The sequence below is a fragment of the Lysinibacillus sp. FSL M8-0134 genome (genome assembly GCF_038069745.1).
Taxonomy (GTDB): Bacteria; Bacillota; Bacilli; order Bacillales_A; family Planococcaceae; genus Lysinibacillus; species Lysinibacillus irui.
This window is the reverse complement of record NZ_JBBPAJ010000001.1, coordinates 3,047,448-3,066,004: the sequence shown is the minus strand read 5'-3', so window position 1 is coordinate 3,066,004 and position 18,557 is coordinate 3,047,448. Positions and strand designations below refer to the sequence as shown.

The 18,557-nt window shown below is 38.8% G+C and carries 23 protein-coding genes and 1 other annotated feature; of the genes, 22 read left to right on the top strand and 1 reads right to left on the bottom strand.

Annotated elements, in window-relative coordinates; all coding sequences use genetic code 11:
* Nucleotides 1–58: 58 nt before the first annotated feature.
* From MKY49_RS15685 to MKY49_RS15590, 20 genes are all read left to right on the top strand, one after another.
* Nucleotides 59–1,339 (top strand): bifunctional folylpolyglutamate synthase/dihydrofolate synthase, encoded by a 1,281-nt coding sequence (locus tag MKY49_RS15685; RefSeq protein ID WP_341386941.1) that lies wholly within the window; start codon nucleotides 59–61, stop codon nucleotides 1,337–1,339.
* Nucleotides 1,336–2,586 carry a bifunctional folylpolyglutamate synthase/dihydrofolate synthase gene (locus MKY49_RS15680; RefSeq protein ID WP_341386628.1) on the top strand — a complete coding sequence of 417 codons (1,251 nt, stop codon included), beginning with the start codon at nucleotides 1,336–1,338 and terminating at the stop codon, nucleotides 2,584–2,586. Before MKY49_RS15685 ends, MKY49_RS15680 begins: the two co-directional genes overlap by 4 nt.
* Nucleotides 2,587–2,774: 188 nt before the next feature.
* Entirely contained in the window at nucleotides 2,775–3,419 is a 645-nt protein-coding gene (locus MKY49_RS15675) for a hypothetical protein (RefSeq protein ID WP_274793943.1), read from the top strand.
* A 98-nt stretch (nucleotides 3,420–3,517) separates the two neighbouring features.
* Nucleotides 3,518–4,111, top strand: coding sequence for a Maf family protein (locus MKY49_RS15670; protein ID WP_341386627.1), 594 nt, complete (start codon nucleotides 3,518–3,520; stop codon nucleotides 4,109–4,111).
* Between the two features lie 27 nt (nucleotides 4,112–4,138).
* A complete protein-coding gene (gene radC, locus MKY49_RS15665) occupies nucleotides 4,139–4,810 on the top strand; it encodes a RadC family protein (RefSeq protein WP_341386940.1) in 672 nt (223 codons plus the stop codon).
* Nucleotides 4,811–5,431: 621 nt separating this feature from the next.
* Nucleotides 5,432–6,451 (top strand): rod shape-determining protein, encoded by a 1,020-nt coding sequence (locus MKY49_RS15660; protein ID WP_274793941.1) that lies wholly within the window; start codon nucleotides 5,432–5,434, stop codon nucleotides 6,449–6,451.
* Nucleotides 6,452–6,464: 13 nt separating this feature from the next.
* Entirely contained in the window at nucleotides 6,465–7,379 is a 915-nt protein-coding gene (mreC, locus tag MKY49_RS15655; RefSeq protein ID WP_341386625.1) for a rod shape-determining protein MreC, read from the top strand.
* Entirely contained in the window at nucleotides 7,379–7,903 is a 525-nt protein-coding gene (gene mreD, locus MKY49_RS15650; protein ID WP_274793939.1) for a rod shape-determining protein MreD, read from the top strand. Before mreC ends, mreD begins: the two co-directional genes overlap by 1 nt.
* 27 nt (nucleotides 7,904–7,930) lie before the next feature.
* The gene (minC, locus tag MKY49_RS15645) at nucleotides 7,931–8,599 is read left to right on the top strand and encodes a septum site-determining protein MinC (protein WP_274793938.1); all 669 of its coding nucleotides are present in this window, start codon (nucleotides 7,931–7,933) and stop codon (nucleotides 8,597–8,599) included.
* 1 nt (nucleotide 8,600) lies between these two features.
* The gene (gene minD, locus MKY49_RS15640; protein ID WP_274793937.1) at nucleotides 8,601–9,398 is read left to right on the top strand and encodes a septum site-determining protein MinD; all 798 of its coding nucleotides are present in this window, start codon (nucleotides 8,601–8,603) and stop codon (nucleotides 9,396–9,398) included.
* Nucleotides 9,399–9,491: 93 nt separating this feature from the next.
* A complete protein-coding gene (locus MKY49_RS15635) occupies nucleotides 9,492–10,046 on the top strand; it encodes a peptidoglycan DD-metalloendopeptidase family protein (protein WP_341386624.1) in 555 nt (184 codons plus the stop codon).
* Nucleotides 10,036–10,647 (top strand): stage IV sporulation protein FB, encoded by a 612-nt coding sequence (locus MKY49_RS15630; protein ID WP_274793935.1) that lies wholly within the window; start codon nucleotides 10,036–10,038, stop codon nucleotides 10,645–10,647. The genes MKY49_RS15635 and MKY49_RS15630 overlap by 11 nt, the downstream gene beginning before the upstream one ends.
* A 45-nt stretch (nucleotides 10,648–10,692) precedes the next feature.
* Nucleotides 10,693–10,771: a sequence feature (ribosomal protein L21 leader region), on the top strand.
* A 14-nt stretch (nucleotides 10,772–10,785) separates the two neighbouring features.
* Nucleotides 10,786–11,094: a 50S ribosomal protein L21 gene (rplU, locus tag MKY49_RS15625; protein ID WP_274793934.1), complete on the top strand. Its 309-nt coding sequence runs from the start codon at nucleotides 10,786–10,788 to the stop codon at nucleotides 11,092–11,094.
* 16 nt (nucleotides 11,095–11,110) lie between these two features.
* On the top strand, nucleotides 11,111–11,467 hold the full coding sequence (locus MKY49_RS15620; protein ID WP_274793933.1) for a ribosomal-processing cysteine protease Prp: 357 nt from the start codon (nucleotides 11,111–11,113) through the stop codon (nucleotides 11,465–11,467).
* Nucleotides 11,464–11,763 (top strand): 50S ribosomal protein L27, encoded by a 300-nt coding sequence (gene rpmA, locus MKY49_RS15615; protein ID WP_024363181.1) that lies wholly within the window; start codon nucleotides 11,464–11,466, stop codon nucleotides 11,761–11,763. The genes MKY49_RS15620 and rpmA overlap by 4 nt, the downstream gene beginning before the upstream one ends.
* A gap of 270 nt (nucleotides 11,764–12,033) precedes the next feature.
* On the top strand, nucleotides 12,034–12,561 hold the full coding sequence (locus tag MKY49_RS15610) for a Spo0B domain-containing protein (protein ID WP_341386623.1): 528 nt from the start codon (nucleotides 12,034–12,036) through the stop codon (nucleotides 12,559–12,561).
* A gap of 5 nt (nucleotides 12,562–12,566) precedes the next feature.
* On the top strand, nucleotides 12,567–13,856 hold the full coding sequence (gene obgE, locus MKY49_RS15605) for a GTPase ObgE (RefSeq protein WP_274793931.1): 1,290 nt from the start codon (nucleotides 12,567–12,569) through the stop codon (nucleotides 13,854–13,856).
* 24 nt (nucleotides 13,857–13,880) lie between these two features.
* Complete coding sequence (locus MKY49_RS15600; protein ID WP_004226679.1) at nucleotides 13,881–14,336, top strand: ACT domain-containing protein; 456 nt, start codon at nucleotides 13,881–13,883, stop codon at nucleotides 14,334–14,336.
* A gap of 166 nt (nucleotides 14,337–14,502) precedes the next feature.
* Nucleotides 14,503–15,384 (top strand): prephenate dehydratase, encoded by an 882-nt coding sequence (gene pheA, locus MKY49_RS15595; protein ID WP_274793930.1) that lies wholly within the window; start codon nucleotides 14,503–14,505, stop codon nucleotides 15,382–15,384.
* 18 nt (nucleotides 15,385–15,402) lie between these two features.
* The gene (locus tag MKY49_RS15590) at nucleotides 15,403–15,795 is read left to right on the top strand and encodes a thiol-disulfide oxidoreductase DCC family protein (RefSeq protein ID WP_274793929.1); all 393 of its coding nucleotides are present in this window, start codon (nucleotides 15,403–15,405) and stop codon (nucleotides 15,793–15,795) included.
* Nucleotides 15,796–15,885: 90 nt separating this feature from the next.
* Here the strand turns inward: MKY49_RS15590 and MKY49_RS15585 are convergent, their stop codons facing one another.
* The gene (locus MKY49_RS15585) at nucleotides 15,886–16,419 is read right to left on the bottom strand and encodes a transcription repressor NadR (RefSeq protein ID WP_274793928.1); all 534 of its coding nucleotides are present in this window, start codon (nucleotides 16,417–16,419) and stop codon (nucleotides 15,886–15,888) included.
* Between the two features lie 141 nt (nucleotides 16,420–16,560).
* Between MKY49_RS15585 and MKY49_RS15580 the strand changes: the two genes are divergently transcribed.
* Both MKY49_RS15580 and MKY49_RS15575 read left to right on the top strand, forming a co-directional pair.
* Nucleotides 16,561–17,658 (top strand): LysM peptidoglycan-binding domain-containing protein, encoded by a 1,098-nt coding sequence (locus tag MKY49_RS15580; RefSeq protein ID WP_274793927.1) that lies wholly within the window; start codon nucleotides 16,561–16,563, stop codon nucleotides 17,656–17,658.
* A complete protein-coding gene (locus MKY49_RS15575; RefSeq protein WP_312506780.1) occupies nucleotides 17,648–18,526 on the top strand; it encodes an aminoglycoside phosphotransferase family protein in 879 nt (292 codons plus the stop codon). Before MKY49_RS15580 ends, MKY49_RS15575 begins: the two co-directional genes overlap by 11 nt.
* Nucleotides 18,527–18,557: the final 31 nt, after the last annotated feature.

Sequence of the window (18,557 nt, the reverse complement as noted above, 5' to 3'; positions counted from 1 at the left end):
ACTTGTACTAAAATAAAGGTATTGCAGTAAGAGGGAGTGTTTTCTATTGTTTAACACAATGAAGGAATGTACAAAATTTATCTTTACTTTAAAAGCAGTTGATCATAAACGTCAGCCTCTTGTACTCATGCGGGAAGTACTAGCTCATTTGAACAATCCACAAGACAAACTACGCGTTATCCATGTGGCCGGTTCAAATGGCAAAGGTTCAACAGTCAATGCACTAAGAGAAATACTACAACATGCAGGTTACAAAGTAGGAGCATTTACGTCCCCGCATTTAGAGCGAGTTAATGAACGTATAACCATTAATGGCGTACAAATCTCTGATGAACAATTTTTATACTATTTCAATCAAGTTGCCGAAATAATAGAAGAGCAATACAATGGAGATTTTCCGAGCTTCTTTGAAGTAGTGACATTAATAATGTTCCAATATTTTGCCGATCGAGAAGTAGATTTAGCGCTTATTGAAACAGGTCTTGGAGGACGTTTAGATGCAACAAATGTTGTAACACCACTTTTAGCCATCATTACAACAATCTCTCTTGAACATACAGCATTTTTAGGTGACACATTTGCAAAGGTTGCTGCCGAAAAAGCTGGAATCATCAAGGATGGCGTACCTGTTGTCGTTGGTGTGGAGCATGAGGAGGCATTGGCTGTCATAAAAGCTACATCAGAAGAACGACATGCACCGTGCTTTATTTTAGGGCAAGATTTCAAGGTTTCCTCTATTTCCCAAAATACAGACTTTCAGCAATTTACATATGAAAGAGAACAGTTCAGGATGTCAAATATATCCTTAAAAATGGCTGGCCCTCATCAAATTAGTAATGCAAGTCTTGCGATAACGGCTATGCTCATCTTACGTGAGGAAGGAGCAATCACCATTGCTGACGATTCAATACGTCACGGTCTACGTCGTGCGCAATGGGCAGGACGCTTTGAACAATGGCCTAATCATATAATTCTAGATGGGGCGCATAATTCCGAAGGTACAGCTGCCCTTATTAAAACACTAGAAGGAGTCTATCCGCAAAAAAAATATCACTTTATTTATGCTGCATTAGCAGATAAGGATCATGCCAACAGCATTGCGTTAATGGATGCCGTTGCAACTTCTATTGCTTTTACACAAATAAATTTACCAAATGCGATGGATGCCGAAAGCTTAGCGATATTGTCAACAAATCCTAATAAACGACATCATCAAGAATGGCAACATACCGTTCAAACAGTCTTACATGAGAGACATAAAGAAGATATTGTGGTGATTACAGGTTCTTTATACTTTATAGCGGAAGTTCGACAATGGCTACAGGGGGATGGACAATGATACCAAGCTTTGATCATTATAAAGTGAAGTGGCAAGTCGAAAGTGATGATGTCATTAAACCTGGTCTAGAGGCCATTGAAGAAGCTTTGTCTCTAGTAGGTAATCCGCAACAAACATTGCGTGTTGTCCATTTAGCTGGCTCTAATGGGAAGGGCTCTACATTAACCTTCCTAGAGGCCATTGCTCAAGAACATGGATTACGAGTGGGTAAATTTATGTCACCTTGTATAGTTGATGTTCATGATCAAATTCAAGTAAATGGTCAAGCTATTTCAGCTACTGAAATGGACCGAGTATTTCAACAAATGCAGCAAGCAGGACTTAGTGGGAAATTAACAGATTTTGAGCTCTTAACGGTAGTAGCCTTTTTACATTTTGTAAATAAGAAGGTGGATATCGCGTTGATTGAAGCGGGTATGGGTGGTTTATTGGATAGCACGAATGTCGTAACACCGATTGCTTCCATTATCCCGAGCATAGCTTTAGAACATACAAAGTTTTTAGGGGATACACTTGAAAGTATTGCCCATCACAAAGCGGGGATTATTAAACAACATTGCTCGGTCATTATTGGTGAATTACCAGACGAAGCGAAGCGTGTTGTTTATAATAAAGCTTCTGACAAAAGAGCCGCTGTTTTTGAATTAGGCCATCATTTTGCGATTATGGCCACTCCTGATGGGGAATGCTATACGAATGAAGCCCAACATTGCCAAATTTCAAACCTAACACGTTCCATGAAAGGTGGACATCAGGCAAATAATATGGCACTAGCTATCACAGCGTTTTTTGAAGTGGCTTCTGTTTTAAATGTATCGATCAATCATTCAGCCATTAGACAAGCGGTGCAAAATGCCTCGATTTTAGGACGTTTTGAAGAAATAATGCCTTTTATTATTTTGGATGGTGCTCATAATCCAGCAAGTGCAGAAAAATTAGTAGAAACGATTAAGAATGAGTTTCCTAGTGAACCGATCACATTTGTCATTGGTATACTAGCAGATAAAGATGTTCAGCAGATTTTACAAATTTTTGAGCAGGTTAGTGATGATTTTTATTTTGTTGATTTTGACAATCCACGTGCCATGACTGCGCAAAAAATGCTAGAGCTTTCTAATGCAACTTCAAAGACTGTCCTAGTTGATTATGCCTCCTTTTTACAGGCACAATCACAGAGCAAGCAAAGAACGGTTGTATCTGGCTCGTTATATTTATTAACTGCTGTCCGTAATAGATTAAAAGAATGAAAAGACTAGGGCTCTTGAGAGAGGGTCCTAGTTTTTTTATATATACTAGCAAACCTAGTTATGTATCAAAAAACAATAATTTCGCATTTACACTTCATAACCTACATATACTTATATCATATTGAATCATAGTATGTTTGAAAAAGTTACTCGTAGGATAGATAGGTGGAAGGATGAGGTGAAGATGAATGAAAATTGTCAATCATGTGATGAAAAAACAAATATTTCGAGCAATGATTATAGGTGGATTTGTTGGTCTATTAGGGGTAGCTATTTTTTTGGGTGCTTTACAAGCGAGTACGCAATTACCATTAAAGAAAAACGGTAGTGAAGTGGCAAATAATCAATCACAATCAGAGACGATTCCAACTGCCGGTGAGACAAGCAATACATCGAATGCATCGATGTTTTTTGCTAGCCAAGCAGGCGTCTACTCAAATTATGAGAGTGCCAGTTCATTCGTTGCAGAGTACCCTGCGTTAAAAGAGAGTGCAATTGTTCAAGTTGATGGGAAATTTTATGTATGGACAAGCATGGTGACTGAAGAAAGTCAGCTTGAATTTTTACAGGAACCTGCAACATTTAAAAAAGCCTTTAGTGTTAGTGGTGAAAGTTGTAAGGAGCCCACACTTGCGGAAATACCTGCAGCTTTAGCAGATAAAAATGCCACAAAATTAAATTTTAAGGAAAAAGGAAAAGATTCCACATTACCTGAGGATTGGCAATCTATTGGTGCGGCAGCCTCTACTATTTCCAACGATCTTAATATCATCCGCTTGCACGTTTTTTCTCATTATCAATCGAAGAATACGTGTCTACAGGTTAAATTTTAATCATAAAACATAGCGAAATCCTCGTTATCTTGATTTTTAAAAAATTTTCAAATAGCCCATTCTTCGCTATCATAAGGATAAGGAGGAATGGTCAGATAATGTTGAAAACAAATCATAAGCTTATACTTGCTTCTGCTTCACCTAGACGGAAGGAATTGCTTGGCATGTTAGCTCTTCCATTTGAGGTTATGACAAGTAAAGTGGAAGAAACAAGTGTACGAGCAGAAACCATGCAGGATTATGTAAAAGGAGTAGCTTTATTAAAGACACGCGATGTAGCCAAAAAAGCATCAGAAGCCACGATTATTGGCGCGGATACAATTGTAGTGTACGACAATGAGCTACTACATAAGCCAAAATCTCGTGAGGAAGCTATTTCTCACTTACAACGTCTATCAGACAATAAGCATGTTGTGATGACGGCTGTAGCCATTATTGAGCCAAGTGGTCAGGAAACTGTTTTTGTGGAAGAAACTACAGTTGTTTTTCACCAATTAACACAAAAACTAATCGAAGCATATGTAGATTCTGGTGATCCATTTGATAAAGCTGGTGGATATGGCATTCAAACAATCGGTACATTATTAGTTAAACGAATTGAAGGAGATTATAACAATGTTGTAGGTCTACCACTTGCAGCTTTGTTTTCGCAATTGGTAGCGCTACAAATAGTCCAATTTGCGAAGGAGTGAGTATGTTTGCTAGAAGTACCAACTTTAATGATACGTGATGTCAATATGGAGGATCGTCCCCGTGAACGGCTACTAAGGCAAGGGGCTGAAAGTTTGTCTAACCAAGAGCTACTTGCTATTTTGTTAAGGACAGGCACAAAGGAAGAATCTGTGCTAGTTCTTGCCAATAGAGTTTTAAATGTTTTTGAACGACTACACCATCTGAAGCACGCAACCATCGAAGAAATGGTGGCCATTAAAGGAATAGGAGAGGTAAAAGCTATTCAATTATTAGCAGCCATTGAACTTGGAAGACGTCTGGCTCAGAAGCATAATGATGAAAAATTTACTATTCGCTCTCCACAAGATGCAGCGGCCTATTTAATGCCTAATATGACTTCGCTTAATCAGGAACATTTTGTCGTTCTGTTTTTAAATATCAAGAATCAAATTATTCATAAACAAACGATTTTTATTGGCAGTTTAAATGCCTCCATCGTACATCCTAGGGAAATTTTTCGTGAAGCTGTCAAGAGATCTGCTGCTTCAATTATTTGTGCCCATAATCACCCTAGTGGAGTTCCAACGCCAAGTACGGAGGATATTGAAGTTACGAAGCGTATCGTTGAAGCTGGTTATATTATCGGCATTGAATTAATCGATCATGTTATTATTGGTGATCATCAATTTATTAGTTTGAAGGAAAAAGGATATTTTTAACTCTGCATGTATTGTGCAGAGTTTTTTGCTTTCGGTAGGAGGGGCTAGCAATACCTATTGATTACATCATGTAAGTCAGCTAAAAAATCTGTGCAATAATAACATCAAAGTGTCAATGATAGGTAGTCATAAAATTTTTGTATTTTTTTGTGGTATATTGGCGAACCTTTTTCCTTACAAATCGTTAATGTATTCATAGAAACTCTATTATCTTCACAAAAATTGGTAGCCTGATACACATTGTTTTATGAGAATAAAAATTATATGCTAATCTATACGTACTATTTTTAGTTTAAGAGGGAATTAAAATAGTATCTTTTCTGTGAGATGGAGTATGTGGCACTACAAATTCTTGCGTTATTCCGTTATAATGAAAGGTATGAATTTTATCTTTATTCAGGAAGGACTCCCATCGAAAATTGGTGGTGAGGTGAATGAGTGTGTAGTTTTTTCGTGGTGTGAATCACCGGCTGATGAAGATAAACAATTTGACGGATGTTATGGATTTTGAGAGGAGTCAATTGTGTAGATACACTACACAATTCAATTTTCCTATACATTGTCGTCAAAGATAATGGATGTCAACGAAAGTATGGCTTATATAGAAAGGGAGTACACAATTTGTTTGGACTAGGAAGTAAAGATGTCGGGATTGACCTCGGCACAGCGAATACATTAGTGTTTATTAAAGGAAAGGGAATCGTTTTACGTGAACCTTCAGTGGTAGCAAAAAATACAAAAACAGGAGATATCGTTGCCGTTGGTAATGATGCGAAAAATATGATTGGTCGTACACCTGGCTCAATCGTAGCAATTCGCCCAATGAAAGATGGTGTTATTGCTGATTTCGATATTACAACAGCAATGATTGAGTATTATTTAAAAGAAGCATGTAAAAACTCCGGCGGTAACTGGAAAAAACCAAATGTTATGATTTGTGTGCCGTACGGTATTACATCAGTTGAACAACGTGCGGTTATTGATGCTGCTCGACAAGCCGGTGCAAAAGAGGCTTTCACAATCGAAGAGCCATTTGCAGCAGCGATCGGTTCTAATCTACCTGTATGGGATCCTACTGGCTCAATGGTTGTTGATATCGGTGGTGGTACAACAGAAGTTGCAGTTATTTCATTAGGTGGTATTGTAACAAGTGAATCTGTACGTGTTGGTGGGGATGCTATGGACCAATCTATCATCTCATATATTCGTAAAACGTATAATTTAACAATTGGTGAACGTACAGCAGAAGCTGTGAAAATGGAAATTGGTACTGCCTTAGCAGAAGGTTCAGAGGAAAAAATGGAAATTAGAGGACGTGACCTGTTAACTGGTTTACCGAAGACAATTGAAATTTCTTCACAGGAAATTTCTGAATCATTACGTGAAGCTGTTGCATCTATAATTGATGGTGTTCGAAAAACATTAGAACAAACTCCTCCTGAATTGTCTGCTGACGTTATGGAACGCGGAATTGTTTTAACTGGTGGTGGTGCGCTATTAACTAACTTGGACAAAGTGATTAGCCAAGAAACAAACATGCCAGTATTTATCGCGGAAGATCCGTTAGACTGTGTAGCAATCGGTACAGGTAAGGCTTTAGATCATATCGACTTAATTCGTCAACAACAAGTTAAAGGGTAAGGGGGTTTAGGCAATGCCACACTTTTTTTTCAATAAGAAAGTAATTTTGCTGCTCGTAGGCATGGTATTTCTTGTGGCATTGATTAGCTTCTCATTACGTGATCGGACGAATGCAACTTTACCAGAGCAAATTATTAAAGATACTGTCGGCGTCGCACAATCAATTGTTGCGAAGCCGGCAAATTATATTAATGGCATTTTTAATAATATTGACTCCCTCTTAAACACGTACGAAGAAAATAAACGTTTAAAAGCACGCTTAGAAGATTTTGCAGTTGTACAAGCTGAGGCTACGGATTTAAAATCAGAGAATAGCAAGCTTCGAGAGCTATTGGGTAAAACTGAGAGCTTAAAAGCATTTAATCCAATTCATGCAACAGTGATTGCTAGAAATCCTGACCAATGGGAAGAGAAAATTATTTTAGATAAAGGGTCTTCTCATGGAGTTCAAAAGAATATGGCAGTTATGACGGCGAAAGGACTAGTTGGTAAGATTACACTAGTAACACCTTTCACATCTGAGGTAGAGCTTTTATATACAAATAATCCAAACTATCGTGTATCTGCGATGGTGTTAGGAGAAAAAGAAGCATACGGTTTAATCGAGGGCTTTGATGAAGAACGTAATGAACTCATTATGAAGCGAATCGATTCTAGCATGAAGGTTAAGGAAGGCGAGCAAGTAGTTTCTTCAGGGCTTGGTGGAATTTTCCCTAAAGGTGTCCCGATTGGAGAAATTACAGAAGTTAGTACAGATGATCATGGCTTAACGAAAATGGCTTATGTCAAACCATCTGATGAGTTTTCAATTTTAGAGCATGTCGTGATTGCAAAGCGTACGTCAACAGCTATTGATGGCTCAGATGGCAATGCAACAAATAAGGATTTATCGAATCCGCCAGAGGCGAATAAAGAGGAGGCGGAGTGATGGTTCGATTTCTCATTCCCTCTGTGGCGGTTTTACTGTTCTTAGTAGAACCAGAGTTTGCCATGCTTTCCCCAATTGAAATTAAAGGGGAAGTCTATTATCTGATACCGCGTTTTTTAATCTTATATTTAATTTTTATATCCATCTATTACAGCCGTCAACGTGCGGTAATGTATGGACTTTTTTTTGGTGTCTTGTATGATGTCTTTTACATTGATATTATTGGATTATATTCAGTACTTTATCCACTTATTTGTTTTTTAGCAGGGTCTATCGTGAAAGTTATACATCAGCACTTAGTTGTGACAACGACAATTTCAGTTGTTCTAGTAGCAATTTTAGAATTTATACTCTATCAATTCTTCTTCTTAATCGATTTTACAGCAATACCTTTAGCGGATTTCTTACGTTCACGACTATTGCCAACAATCATTGCCAATGCTTTATTTTTAATGATTCTTGGTTGGGCCTTCAAATATCTAATTAATGCGCGTGTCTTACAGAGAGCACGTGAAGTTTCTTAATAAAGAACAACGTGAGGTGAGGCATTCATGAAAAAACAGTTAGTTAATATGAAGGGAACGAAGGACGGTTTTGTACTACGCCTAGACGACCAATGTGCGTATGGCGAGTTAGTGGAAGAATTAAAGAAAAAAGTTTTAGAAGGCGGTATCGATGGTAAAGTAGATGTACAATTATACTTAGGCTATCGATACTGTACTGATGACCAAATTAATGAATTGATCAAAATTGTCGAAGAAACAGAGCAACTTATTGTATCAAAGGTGCAAAGTGAAGTACTGACTGTCCATGAAAGCAACCAGAAAATGATTGAAAGTCAACAAGATACATATATTGGCGTGGTCAGATCAGGACAAATTCTGCGTTCGTCAGGAGACATTATCATCGTTGGAAATGTAAATCCGAATGGTCGTGTAGAGGCTGGTGGTAATGTATATGTCCTAGGTAAATTGAAAGGGATTGCACATGCAGGCGTGCATGGTAATAAAGAAGCCATCATTGCGGCATCTCGATTCGAAGCCACACATATCATGATTGCCGATCAAGCTCAGGCAATGTCAGATGAACATGTAAAAGCGATGAATCAAGCAGAAATGACTTGTGCTTTTATTGGCTACGATGGACGGATTACGTACGATCAAATTCATGCCTTAAAAAATATTCGACCATTGTTAAATGTGTCTAAGGGAGGAAGCTAGTGTGGGAGAAGCGATCGTCATAACTTCAGGTAAAGGCGGTGTCGGTAAAACAACGACAACGGCTAACCTTGGGACTGCATTGGCTCTACAAGGTAAAAAAGTATGTTTAGTCGATACAGATATTGGCCTGCGTAATTTAGATGTAATTTTAGGCCTAGAAAATCGTATTATTTATGACCTAGTTGATGTGGTGGAAGGACGCTGCAAAATTCACCAAGCATTAATTAAGGATAAGCGCGTAGATGAAAAACTATTTTTATTACCTGCTGCTCAAACAACAGATAAAAATGCTGTTACCCCAGAGCAAATGAAGAGCTTAGTAGAGGAATTGAAAAGAGATTATGATTATGTGTTAATTGACTGTCCTGCTGGTATAGAACAAGGCTATCGTAATGCCGTTGCTGGTGCAGATCATGCGATTGTTGTCACAACACCTGAGATTTCTGCTGTTCGTGATGCGGATCGAATTATCGGTTTACTTGAGCAAGAGGAAATTACAGCACCTAAACTAATCATTAACCGTATACGACAACATATGATGAAGAGCGGTGACACATTGGATGTCAATGAAATTACAACCCATCTATCTATTGATTTATTAGGTATTATTGTAGATAGTGAAGGAGTAATTTCTTCTTCAAATAAAGGGGAGCCAATCGTCATGGACCCATCCAATAAAGCATCATTAGGCTATCGAAATATCGCTCGTCGTATTTTAGGTGAATCGGTGCCTTTGATGGCTATTCAAGACGAGCAAAGAGGAATGTTTTCTAAACTTAAAGCGCTATTTTCAAAATAAATTAAAACCTTTTCGTGCAATTGTACGAGAAGGTTTTTTCTTGTGCATGTTTGGACATGCAATCTCATATAGTGTGGAAAAAAGGATGAGAGCTTGTTTAAAAAATGGAAATGGTTCGTCACGATATTACTTGTGGCAGCAATTATGCTTGTAATTCGTTTAGAGGATCAGGGTGTAGTGGATACACCTGTTCGGAAGCTTGTGACAACCTCTGCTGATTTAACGTATTTAAGTGAGCTCGGGCAAAGCTGGTTCGAAAAAGAAAAAGAGACGATCATGGTATCTAGTGATGTAGGGCAAGCAGATCTTTTAACATTTGCCAACGCCCAAGTTTTTAAAGAAGGCTATTTATTGCAGTATGATGTAGGTTTGCCAGTCTATGCTGGTCAGACAGGCTTAGTTGTTTTTACTGGACATACAAAGTATACAGGTAAGACCATGACCATTAGTTACGAAGATGGTACAACAGTATCTTATGGGATGCTAGATAGTTTAGCACAACTACCTTATACATCTATTCAAGCAAATGATTTAATTGGCATGAAAGAAGCGGGTCAACTTTATCTTTCCATTGAAAAGGGAGATACCCATTACGATTTAGAGCAAATTGTACAATGGCTCGAAATGTCGGAGACCAATGAAGATTAAATTACATCTTCTGTGCATCCCTCTTGTGTTTGTCATGATTTTGAGTGGGCAATTAGCTTATTACGCCATTATATTATTTTCATTGTTATGGCACGAGGCAGGGCACTTAATTGCAGCATTATTGTGCGGTGTCAAGGTGAAATCATGCGTCATTACACCATATGGGGGAGAAATTCAATTTGAAAATCCAGCGGTTGTGCAAGCGTCGTCACTCCTATGGATTGCATTAGGAGGACCAATCGCTACCATTATTGGGATTGGCCTCGCTTTTTTTATGCCTGAACTACTTGCTACTAGACTTATAAGCGTGCAACTAGTGTTATTGGCTGTAAATATTGTTCCTATCATACCGTTAGATGGGGGGAGAATATTTTTAGCCTGGCTCTTTTTACATCACCCAAGAGCTCAGTTGGTGGAAAGTTATTATTGGCTATCCTTCATCGTTTCGACTATACTTTTATTCATCACGTTGCTTTTTTTGCCACAATCTATTTTTTTAGCAATTATCATTTTATTTATTTGGCTTCAAGCATGGAAAGAATGGCATTATCGAAAATATCGAATAGCCTTTGAAAAATATGTTATGAATAGATTGACTTAAAATAAATCATGTGGTAATATTTTAATGTTATTGTTTGTAGCACCCGTGCTACTACAACCGCTCTGGAAAGGTTTAAGTATCTGATAGGATCACCTTTATTAAACAGGCGAGTCTGAGTCTAAGAGGAGGTGCAGTAAAATGTACGCAATTATTGAAACTGGTGGTAAACAAATCAAAGTAGAAGCTGGTCAAGAAATCTATGTTGAAAAATTAGGCGTAGAAGCTGACGAGGTTGTAACTTTTGATAAAGTTTTATTCGTAGGTGGCGAAAACGTTAAAGTTGGCGCTCCATTCGTAGAAGGCGCTACTGTAACAGCTAAAGTTGTGAAAGAAGGCCGTGCGAAAAAAATCGTTGTTTTCAAAATGAAAGCTAAAAAGAACTACCGTCGTAAACAAGGTCACCGTCAACCTTACACAAAATTAGTTGTTGAAGCAATCAACGCTTAATTGTGAGGTGTAGCGAATGATACAAGTTACGATTCATCACGATGAAAATAGACATGTGTCAGCATTCGAATTTTCAGGACATGCTGGTTACGATGAATCTGGCAAAGATTTAGTATGTGCAGGAGCGTCGACTATTGCCATTGGTACAGTCAATGCTATTTATGCATTATTACAGATTCAACCAGAAATCGAACAAGCAGCTGAAGGTGGAGGCTATCTGAAGGTAGATTTACCATTAGATTTAGAGCCTGAAATAGATGCAAAACTACAGTTAATTGTTCAAGTAATGACTGCCCAAGTGTATTCTATGGTGCAAAATTACGGACAATACATCCAAATCAACTACAACCAAGTAGGAGGTGGAACTCGATGAAATTATTATTAGCATTAGACCTTCAACTTTTCGCATCGAAAAAAGGGGTTGGTTCTACTAAAAACGGACGTGACTCTGAGTCTAAACGACTTGGTGCTAAACGTGCTGATGGCCAATTCGTAACTGGTGGTTCAATTCTTTACCGTCAACGCGGTACAAAAATTTACCCAGGTACAAACGTAGGTCGTGGTGGTGACGATACACTATTTGCTAAAGTTGACGGCGTTGTGAAATTCGAACGTTTAGGTCGCGATCGCAAACAAGTATCTGTATACCCAGCAACACAAGAAGCTTAATCTTTTATAAGATAACATAAAGCGGAGGACTGCATTTATTGCAGTCCTTTTTTTGGCTAAATTTCAATGACTTTTAGTACATGTTTTTATGAAAGCATAGTAACTGGTACAGAAGTCTCCCTCTTCTATAGGTGATGAGAAGAATGTAGTTTATCACGTTAACTTCTCAATCGAAACATATTATGCTAAGGCATAATTGAATAAAGAATTAGGGAAAATTACAGCAAAACTTGTTATACTAGTAAGGATAACTTTATTGGAGTGAATGGGATGAACAATCAATCACTAACCATTAGTGAAGTATTACGTTTTGCAAATCATGATTATGTGAATCAACTGCAACTGATTCGCATGAATTTAGATTTAGGTAGAATTGATGAAACAAAGGAACTTATTCAGCATTATTCAGAACAACTAAGAGTGTTTTCTATCCTCAATCGACTACAATTACCACAAACAATAGAATGGCTACAAACAGCAGGATGGCGTTATCCATCATTAGTATGGAAGCTAAGCGGTGAGATAAAAAAGCCTGTGACCAATGATATTGATCAGGAAGTTGTAGATTATTTAAACAAAACAGTTTTGCATGTTTATGATACATTAGATCCGTTTACAGAGCAGATCCTAACGCTTGATGTACGTGTTGACGATCATACATTTGCCGTGACATTCACGCTAAATGGGTTATGGAGTGCTGATGCATTCACCGAAAAAGGTTTGAAACAATTCGACATTCAAACAATTGAGCAGTCAAATACGCGCTGGCAATATGTCTTGAGTGCAAATAGGGAGTGAACTAAATGTTTGTCGATCACGTAAAAATTTATGTTAAAGGTGGCGACGGCGGAGACGGTATGGTAGCCTTTCGTCGTGAAAAATATGTACCCAATGGTGGTCCAGCAGGTGGCGATGGTGGACATGGTGGTAATGTAGTATTTGAAGTAGACGAAGGTCTCCGTACATTAATGGACTTCCGTTACAAACGCCATTTTAAGGCTCCTCGTGGTGAACATGGGATGAGTAAAGGCATGCATGGTAAAAATGCTGATGATTTAATTATTAAAGTGCCACCAGGAACAGTGGTTATCAATGAGGAAACGAACGCTGTCATTGCCGATTTAGTCGAGCACCAACAAAGAGCTATTATTGCAAAAGCAGGACGCGGTGGCCGTGGGAATTCAAGATTTGCCACACCTGCTAACCCAGCGCCAGAACTTTCTGAAAAAGGTGAGCCAGGACAAGAATTAAATGTTATATTAGAGTTAAAAGTTTTAGCAGATGTAGGGTTAGTAGGTTTCCCAAGTGTTGGTAAATCAACGCTTTTATCTGTTGTTTCTGCAGCTAAACCAAAAATTGGTGCTTATCATTTTACAACCATTGTACCGAATTTAGGGATGATTGAAACAGATGATCACCGAAGCTTTGCGATGGCAGATTTACCGGGGCTAATCGAAGGAGCACACGAAGGGGTAGGATTAGGCCATCAATTTTTAAGACATATTGAGCGTACACGGGTTATTGTTCATGTCATTGATATGTCAGGAATGGAAGGCCGCGATCCGTATGAGGATTATTTAACAATCAATGAAGAACTGAAACAATATAATCTTCGTTTAACAGAGCGTCCACAAATTATTGTTGCCAATAAAATGGATATGCCAGATGCAGAAGAAAACTTAGCGGAATTCCGCCAAAAGGTCGGAGAGGAAGTACAAATCTTCCCGATTTCTGCTATTTCACGTCAAGGGTTAAAAGAGCTTCTATTTGCCATTGCGGATCTATTAGAAGTAACGCCTGAATTCCCTCTATATGATGACTTAGAGGAGCAATCAGAGGCAACAGTCATGTACAAGCATGAAGCAAAAGGCGAAGATTTCGAAATTACTCGTGATGATGATGGTACCTTTATTATTAGTGGTTATGCGATTGAACGTTTATTTAAAATGACAGACTTTAGCCGTGAAGATGGAATTCGTCGTTTTGCTCGACAATTGCGTGCAATGGGTGTGGACGAGGCTCTTCGAGAACGTGGAGCACAAGATGGCGATACAGTACGCCTACAAGAGTTTGAATTTGAATTTGTCGATTAAGACATGAGTTTTAGGGGGAAGCGTATGAAGAATGTTGCGAATCAGCGATATTATTTAGTTCGTGAGGATGTTTTAACGGATGCAATGCAAAAAACTTTGGAGGCGAAACACCTACTATCAAGTGGTTCAGTATCCTCCATTTGGGATGCGGTAAAGCAGGTGGATTTATCGCGAAGTGCGTTTTACAAATATCGTGATGCGGTTTTTCCTTTTCATTCAATTGTGCAGGAACGCATTTTAACAGTCTTTTTACAGCTTCAAGATAGAAAAGGAACACTTGCCAAGCTTTTAGAAACGGTGACCATTACACATTGTAATGTATTGACAATTCATCAAACAATCCCTATTCAGGGTCGTGCTAATGTTACATTATCATTGGATGTAACGAGCATGACCTGTGACCTTGATGATCTCATCCAGCAATTAAAACGCTTAGATTTTGTTGAATCAGCAGAAGTGATTAGTTCTGGTGCATTATAAGTATTGTAGTGTTCAAAGCCTTTAATTTTTGATAAAAATGACAATTATCGTATTGAATAAGTCTATAGGTAAAAAATACGATAACAAAGCTCAAATAAGGAGCTGTCCCAACAGTGATTGCACAGGAGGGACTGCTCCTTATTGTGCCATAAAGGAGGTATTTGCAATGACAAAGCAACAATGGGAAAATCGAATTGCCTATTTAGGACCAGAAGCATCATTTACATACTTAGCAACAAAGGCTACTTTTCCAAATGAGTGGCTTATACCATGCGCAACGATTCCAGAATGTATTGAGGCTGTCGCAGAGGGAAAGGTTGATTTAGCTGTCGTACCTTTAGAAAATGCCTTAGAAGGTTCTGTAACGTTAACATTAGATTACTTATTCCATGAGGCAACACTGTATGTGACTGGTGAATTACTCCTTAAAATCCAGCAACATTTAATGGTCAATAAAGCGCAGAAGGATCATTGGCAATCGATCGAGGGTGTCTATTCCCATCCTCATGCGCTTGCACAATGTCATAAATATTTATTTTATCGTTTCAGTCATGTACCATTACATCAAACTACTTCAACTGCAGCTGCAGCAAAATATGTATCTGAAAACCCAGAAGAATGTATAGCGGCAGTCGGTAATGCGGCGGCAGCGGAAAAGTATGGCCTTGAAATAGTGGAGTCGAATATCCATGATTTCCATTTTAACCATACACGCTTCTTTGTATTGTCTAAACAAAATAAACGCTTGCCACAAGAGCTATCAGAGGGGCAAGCAAAAACGACATTTATGATAACATTGCCGACTGATCGTTCAGGGGCGTTACATCAGGTGCTTTCTGTTTTTGCCTGGCGTCAACTGAATTTAAGTAAAATTGAATCACGTCCACTTAAAACAGGTTTAGGCGATTATTTCTTCATGATTGATGTATTAGCAGATGAAAAAGAACCGATGATGCGTGGGGCAATGGAAGAGCTTGCTGCCCTAGGCTGTAAGGTCAAGTCACTGGGTACCTACTTTACTTATTTAACTTCAGACGATGCAGAGTAACGATAAGGAGGAAATGTGATGGGTGGGATCATTTTATTTGATGGTGTCTGTAATTTTTGTGATAGCACGGTTCAATTTATTATTAAGCGTGATCAAGCTGGCTATTTTCAATTTGCCTCACTTCAAAGTGATTTTGGCCAAAACCTACTAGCGCAGTTCAATATTTCAAAGAATATAGATAGTGTGATTCTTATTGAACATGGGCAAGTTTTTTTTGAATCAACAGCTGCTCTAAAAATATGTAAGAAATTAGATAGGCTGTGGCCTTGCTTGTATCTTTTCATCCTCGTGCCACCATTTATACGCAATGCGCTATACCGCCTATTTGCCAAATATCGCTATCGTTTATTCGGTCAGAAAAGTGAATGTCTTTTGCCAACACCTTCTCAACGACAAAGATTCCTCTCCTAATATGATAGGGGTACCCGCGGAGAGAAGACTATACCTACAATAAAACACAAAGCACCGTTTGACATGATATCCCAGACGGTGCTTTTTTATTTATTGATCTTGCACTAAGTATCCCTTTTTTTCTAGAGCTTGTTCAATCAAAGTTAATACCTCAACAGAAGGTGCAGTAATAACATGCAAATGAATGCCGCCTGTGAGAGCTGATAAATAATTTGCCTGTGTTTCGTTAACACGTTCTATAAATTGTTTCACTTCATGACGGTTAGATACCATAATCGATGCTATGAGTTCTCCGTATATTGGGTGCTCGACAATGACATTTTTCACTGTACCACCACAATCAACAATCGTCATTAATTCATCTTCTGTTTGATCAGAGGTATGCAAACAAGGGAGAGTGCGTTCAACAGTTTGCTGTAAATGTTCCTGATGCATATAAAGGTAGCCCTGACTCGTTGCAATAATGGGCTCATTTCTTGCCTTTAATAAAGTCATATCATTGACGATCACTTGTCTAGAAACATTAGCAAACTTAGCCAAGTCTGTCCCAGTTATAGGAGTTTTACTTTTTTTTAATTGTGTTAATAGTTGCAGTCGGCGTTCTTCGCCTAACATTTTTTTCATAAGAGTTCACCTCTGCTCATAGTAAAGGAATCCGCATTCCTTATGATTAAGTGTACCATGAAGCATTTCTTACTTGCTGAAATTTTTGTATCCAAATGAAACATTGAACATATGATACGTAGAGAGGAAGGGAGGAAAAAATTGCGTATTCATATTGTTCAAAAGGGAGACACATTGTGGAAGATTGCGAAAGAGTACGGCATTTCGTTTGAAGATTTGAAGCGGCTCAATGTCCATCTTGCCAACCCAGACTATATTGTTCCAGGCATGGAGATTATATTGCCTGAAAAAATAAACAAAGAGCCGCATAGAGATTCACATAAAGAAATGCCGAAAAAGGAAACACAAGTGCATAAGGAGACACCGACAAAGGAAAGCCCTAAAAAGGAGGTACAACGACCGATGCCACCGCCACCGCCGATTGTACCACCACCACCAGCTCCTATGCCAATGCCAGAACCACAAATGATTCCAATACCTATACCAATGCCAATGCCAATGCAGATGCCCCAACAACCGATGTGGGTACCGCAGCCTGTGGAAATGAATTGGCACCAACAAGTGGTAATGCCACAAGTAGAACAAACTGTTACTCCACCACCCGTACAAATACAGCCACCACCGCCGCCAGCACCTACACCGCCACCACCACCAGTAGCAAAACCAAAGCCAATGCCCGTGCCACAACCAGCACCACAGCCACCAATGCATATCATGCCACAAATGCCTGTTGTACCACATTGCTCAAGTTGTCACCAGCCGATTTATCATCATCAAATGTGGTGGCCAATGCAGATGCAGCCACAGGTAGAGCATTATGCGATGCCACAGCCACCGATGTCCTATGATATGCCAGATCATAAGGTTGGGGGGATGGAAGACTTTTTAGAATCTACGTCACCGTTTTTCCCTACTCATAATGAGCAAATGAAACCACAATTTGATATGATGCCTAATATGAATATGGGGATGCCTGATATGAATATGGGCCAATCTTGTGGTTGTGGTAGCCAACCAATGCCGATGCCAATGCCAATGCCAGACATGAATATGGGTCAATCTTGTGGCTGTGGTACAAAACCAATGCCAATGCCAGACTGTGGTTGTCATAACCAACCAATGATGATGCCTAATTGGCAAATGGATCCTTGCCAATGTCAACCGCCGTGCCCATCAGGAGCAGGACCATGGATGTCACCGCACTATTTCCCAGGCGGGATGACGCCTTATCGATGGTGAAAAAGCGTATATAGTAGAAGAGGTAAAGCCAAATATTTGGAAATATAAGTATCAATCGAATAATTATTTTGTTAAACGAGCAAAGCAAGTGGAAATTGCGGAGAAGGTGAGAGCTATTCATCGCCAGTTAGGAAGATTGGAGCCTTCTCTCATTTTACCAATAGTCCAAAGCGATGATGAGCAATTAATTGTGCAAGTTTGGCAAGAGGGAAGTCATGGCGCTAACTTTGCACATAAAAAGGATCGTAAGGAATCTCTTAAATTATTAATTGCTTTACATGATACACATAAAAAAATTGCTTGGCAGCGAGTGCCAGGCTTGCATACCTACTCACAACTTTTAAAGTGGCAAATGCGTCATATGCGTTTTAAAAGTAGAAGAAATGAGTTTCGAGCATTTCTAACAAAAGAAGAAATAGATCAAATTTTGCACTACAGCGATAAATCGCTACAATTGATTGCACTAGAGGATGTACCAGAAAAAGACATCACACTCTTACATGGGGATGTTGTCCATCATAATTTTTTATGGTGCTCTGATGGACAATTGCGTTTAATTGATTTTGATTTAGCACATCTTGGAGAAGCGGATGATGAATATATTTTATGGTTGCATCGGGTATTACCAGCTGTCGATTATGACCTTGCAAAGGTTTTTGCTGAATTACCGGAGCTGAAGCGATTGGATAAAAGAAAGCTCCATCGTTTGAAATATCCGAATGAATTATTACGTGAATGGCTTTTTGCAGTGGATTTACCATTAGAGCAACAGCTAGTATTTTTAGATTATTTAGTGCCATTTACAAAACGAGCCCTCACCTATTGGCCAAAACTGTGGTACGATATTGATAGATTTGTCAAGAAATGACCGTCATTTGGCGGTCATTTTTGTCTGAGAG

Bases quoted from the DNA above. Each gene is read 5' to 3' on its own strand.
- MKY49_RS15685 (WP_341386941.1), top strand. From the start codon at position 59: ATGAAGGAATGTACAAAATTTATCTTTACTTTAAAAGCAGTTGATCAT.
- MKY49_RS15680 (WP_341386628.1), top strand. From the start codon at position 1,336: ATGATACCAAGCTTTGATCATTATAAAGTGAAGTGGCAAGTCGAAAGT.
- MKY49_RS15675 (WP_274793943.1), top strand. From the start codon at position 2,775: ATGAAAATTGTCAATCATGTGATGAAAAAACAAATATTTCGAGCAATG.
- MKY49_RS15670 (WP_341386627.1), top strand. From the start codon at position 3,518: ATGTTGAAAACAAATCATAAGCTTATACTTGCTTCTGCTTCACCTAGA.
- radC (WP_341386940.1), top strand. From the start codon at position 4,139: ATGATACGTGATGTCAATATGGAGGATCGTCCCCGTGAACGGCTACTA.
- mreC (WP_341386625.1), top strand. From the start codon at position 6,465: ATGCCACACTTTTTTTTCAATAAGAAAGTAATTTTGCTGCTCGTAGGC.
- mreD (WP_274793939.1), top strand. From the start codon at position 7,379: ATGGTTCGATTTCTCATTCCCTCTGTGGCGGTTTTACTGTTCTTAGTA.
- minC (WP_274793938.1), top strand. From the start codon at position 7,931: ATGAAAAAACAGTTAGTTAATATGAAGGGAACGAAGGACGGTTTTGTA.
- MKY49_RS15630 (WP_274793935.1), top strand. From the start codon at position 10,036: ATGAAGATTAAATTACATCTTCTGTGCATCCCTCTTGTGTTTGTCATG.
- rplU (WP_274793934.1), top strand. From the start codon at position 10,786: ATGTACGCAATTATTGAAACTGGTGGTAAACAAATCAAAGTAGAAGCT.
- MKY49_RS15620 (WP_274793933.1), top strand. From the start codon at position 11,111: ATGATACAAGTTACGATTCATCACGATGAAAATAGACATGTGTCAGCA.
- rpmA (WP_024363181.1), top strand. From the start codon at position 11,464: ATGAAATTATTATTAGCATTAGACCTTCAACTTTTCGCATCGAAAAAA.
- MKY49_RS15610 (WP_341386623.1), top strand. From the start codon at position 12,034: ATGAACAATCAATCACTAACCATTAGTGAAGTATTACGTTTTGCAAAT.
- obgE (WP_274793931.1), top strand. From the start codon at position 12,567: ATGTTTGTCGATCACGTAAAAATTTATGTTAAAGGTGGCGACGGCGGA.
- MKY49_RS15600 (WP_004226679.1), top strand. From the start codon at position 13,881: ATGAAGAATGTTGCGAATCAGCGATATTATTTAGTTCGTGAGGATGTT.
- pheA (WP_274793930.1), top strand. From the start codon at position 14,503: ATGACAAAGCAACAATGGGAAAATCGAATTGCCTATTTAGGACCAGAA.
- MKY49_RS15590 (WP_274793929.1), top strand. From the start codon at position 15,403: ATGGGTGGGATCATTTTATTTGATGGTGTCTGTAATTTTTGTGATAGC.
- MKY49_RS15585 (WP_274793928.1), bottom strand. From the start codon at position 16,419: ATGAAAAAAATGTTAGGCGAAGAACGCCGACTGCAACTATTAACACAA.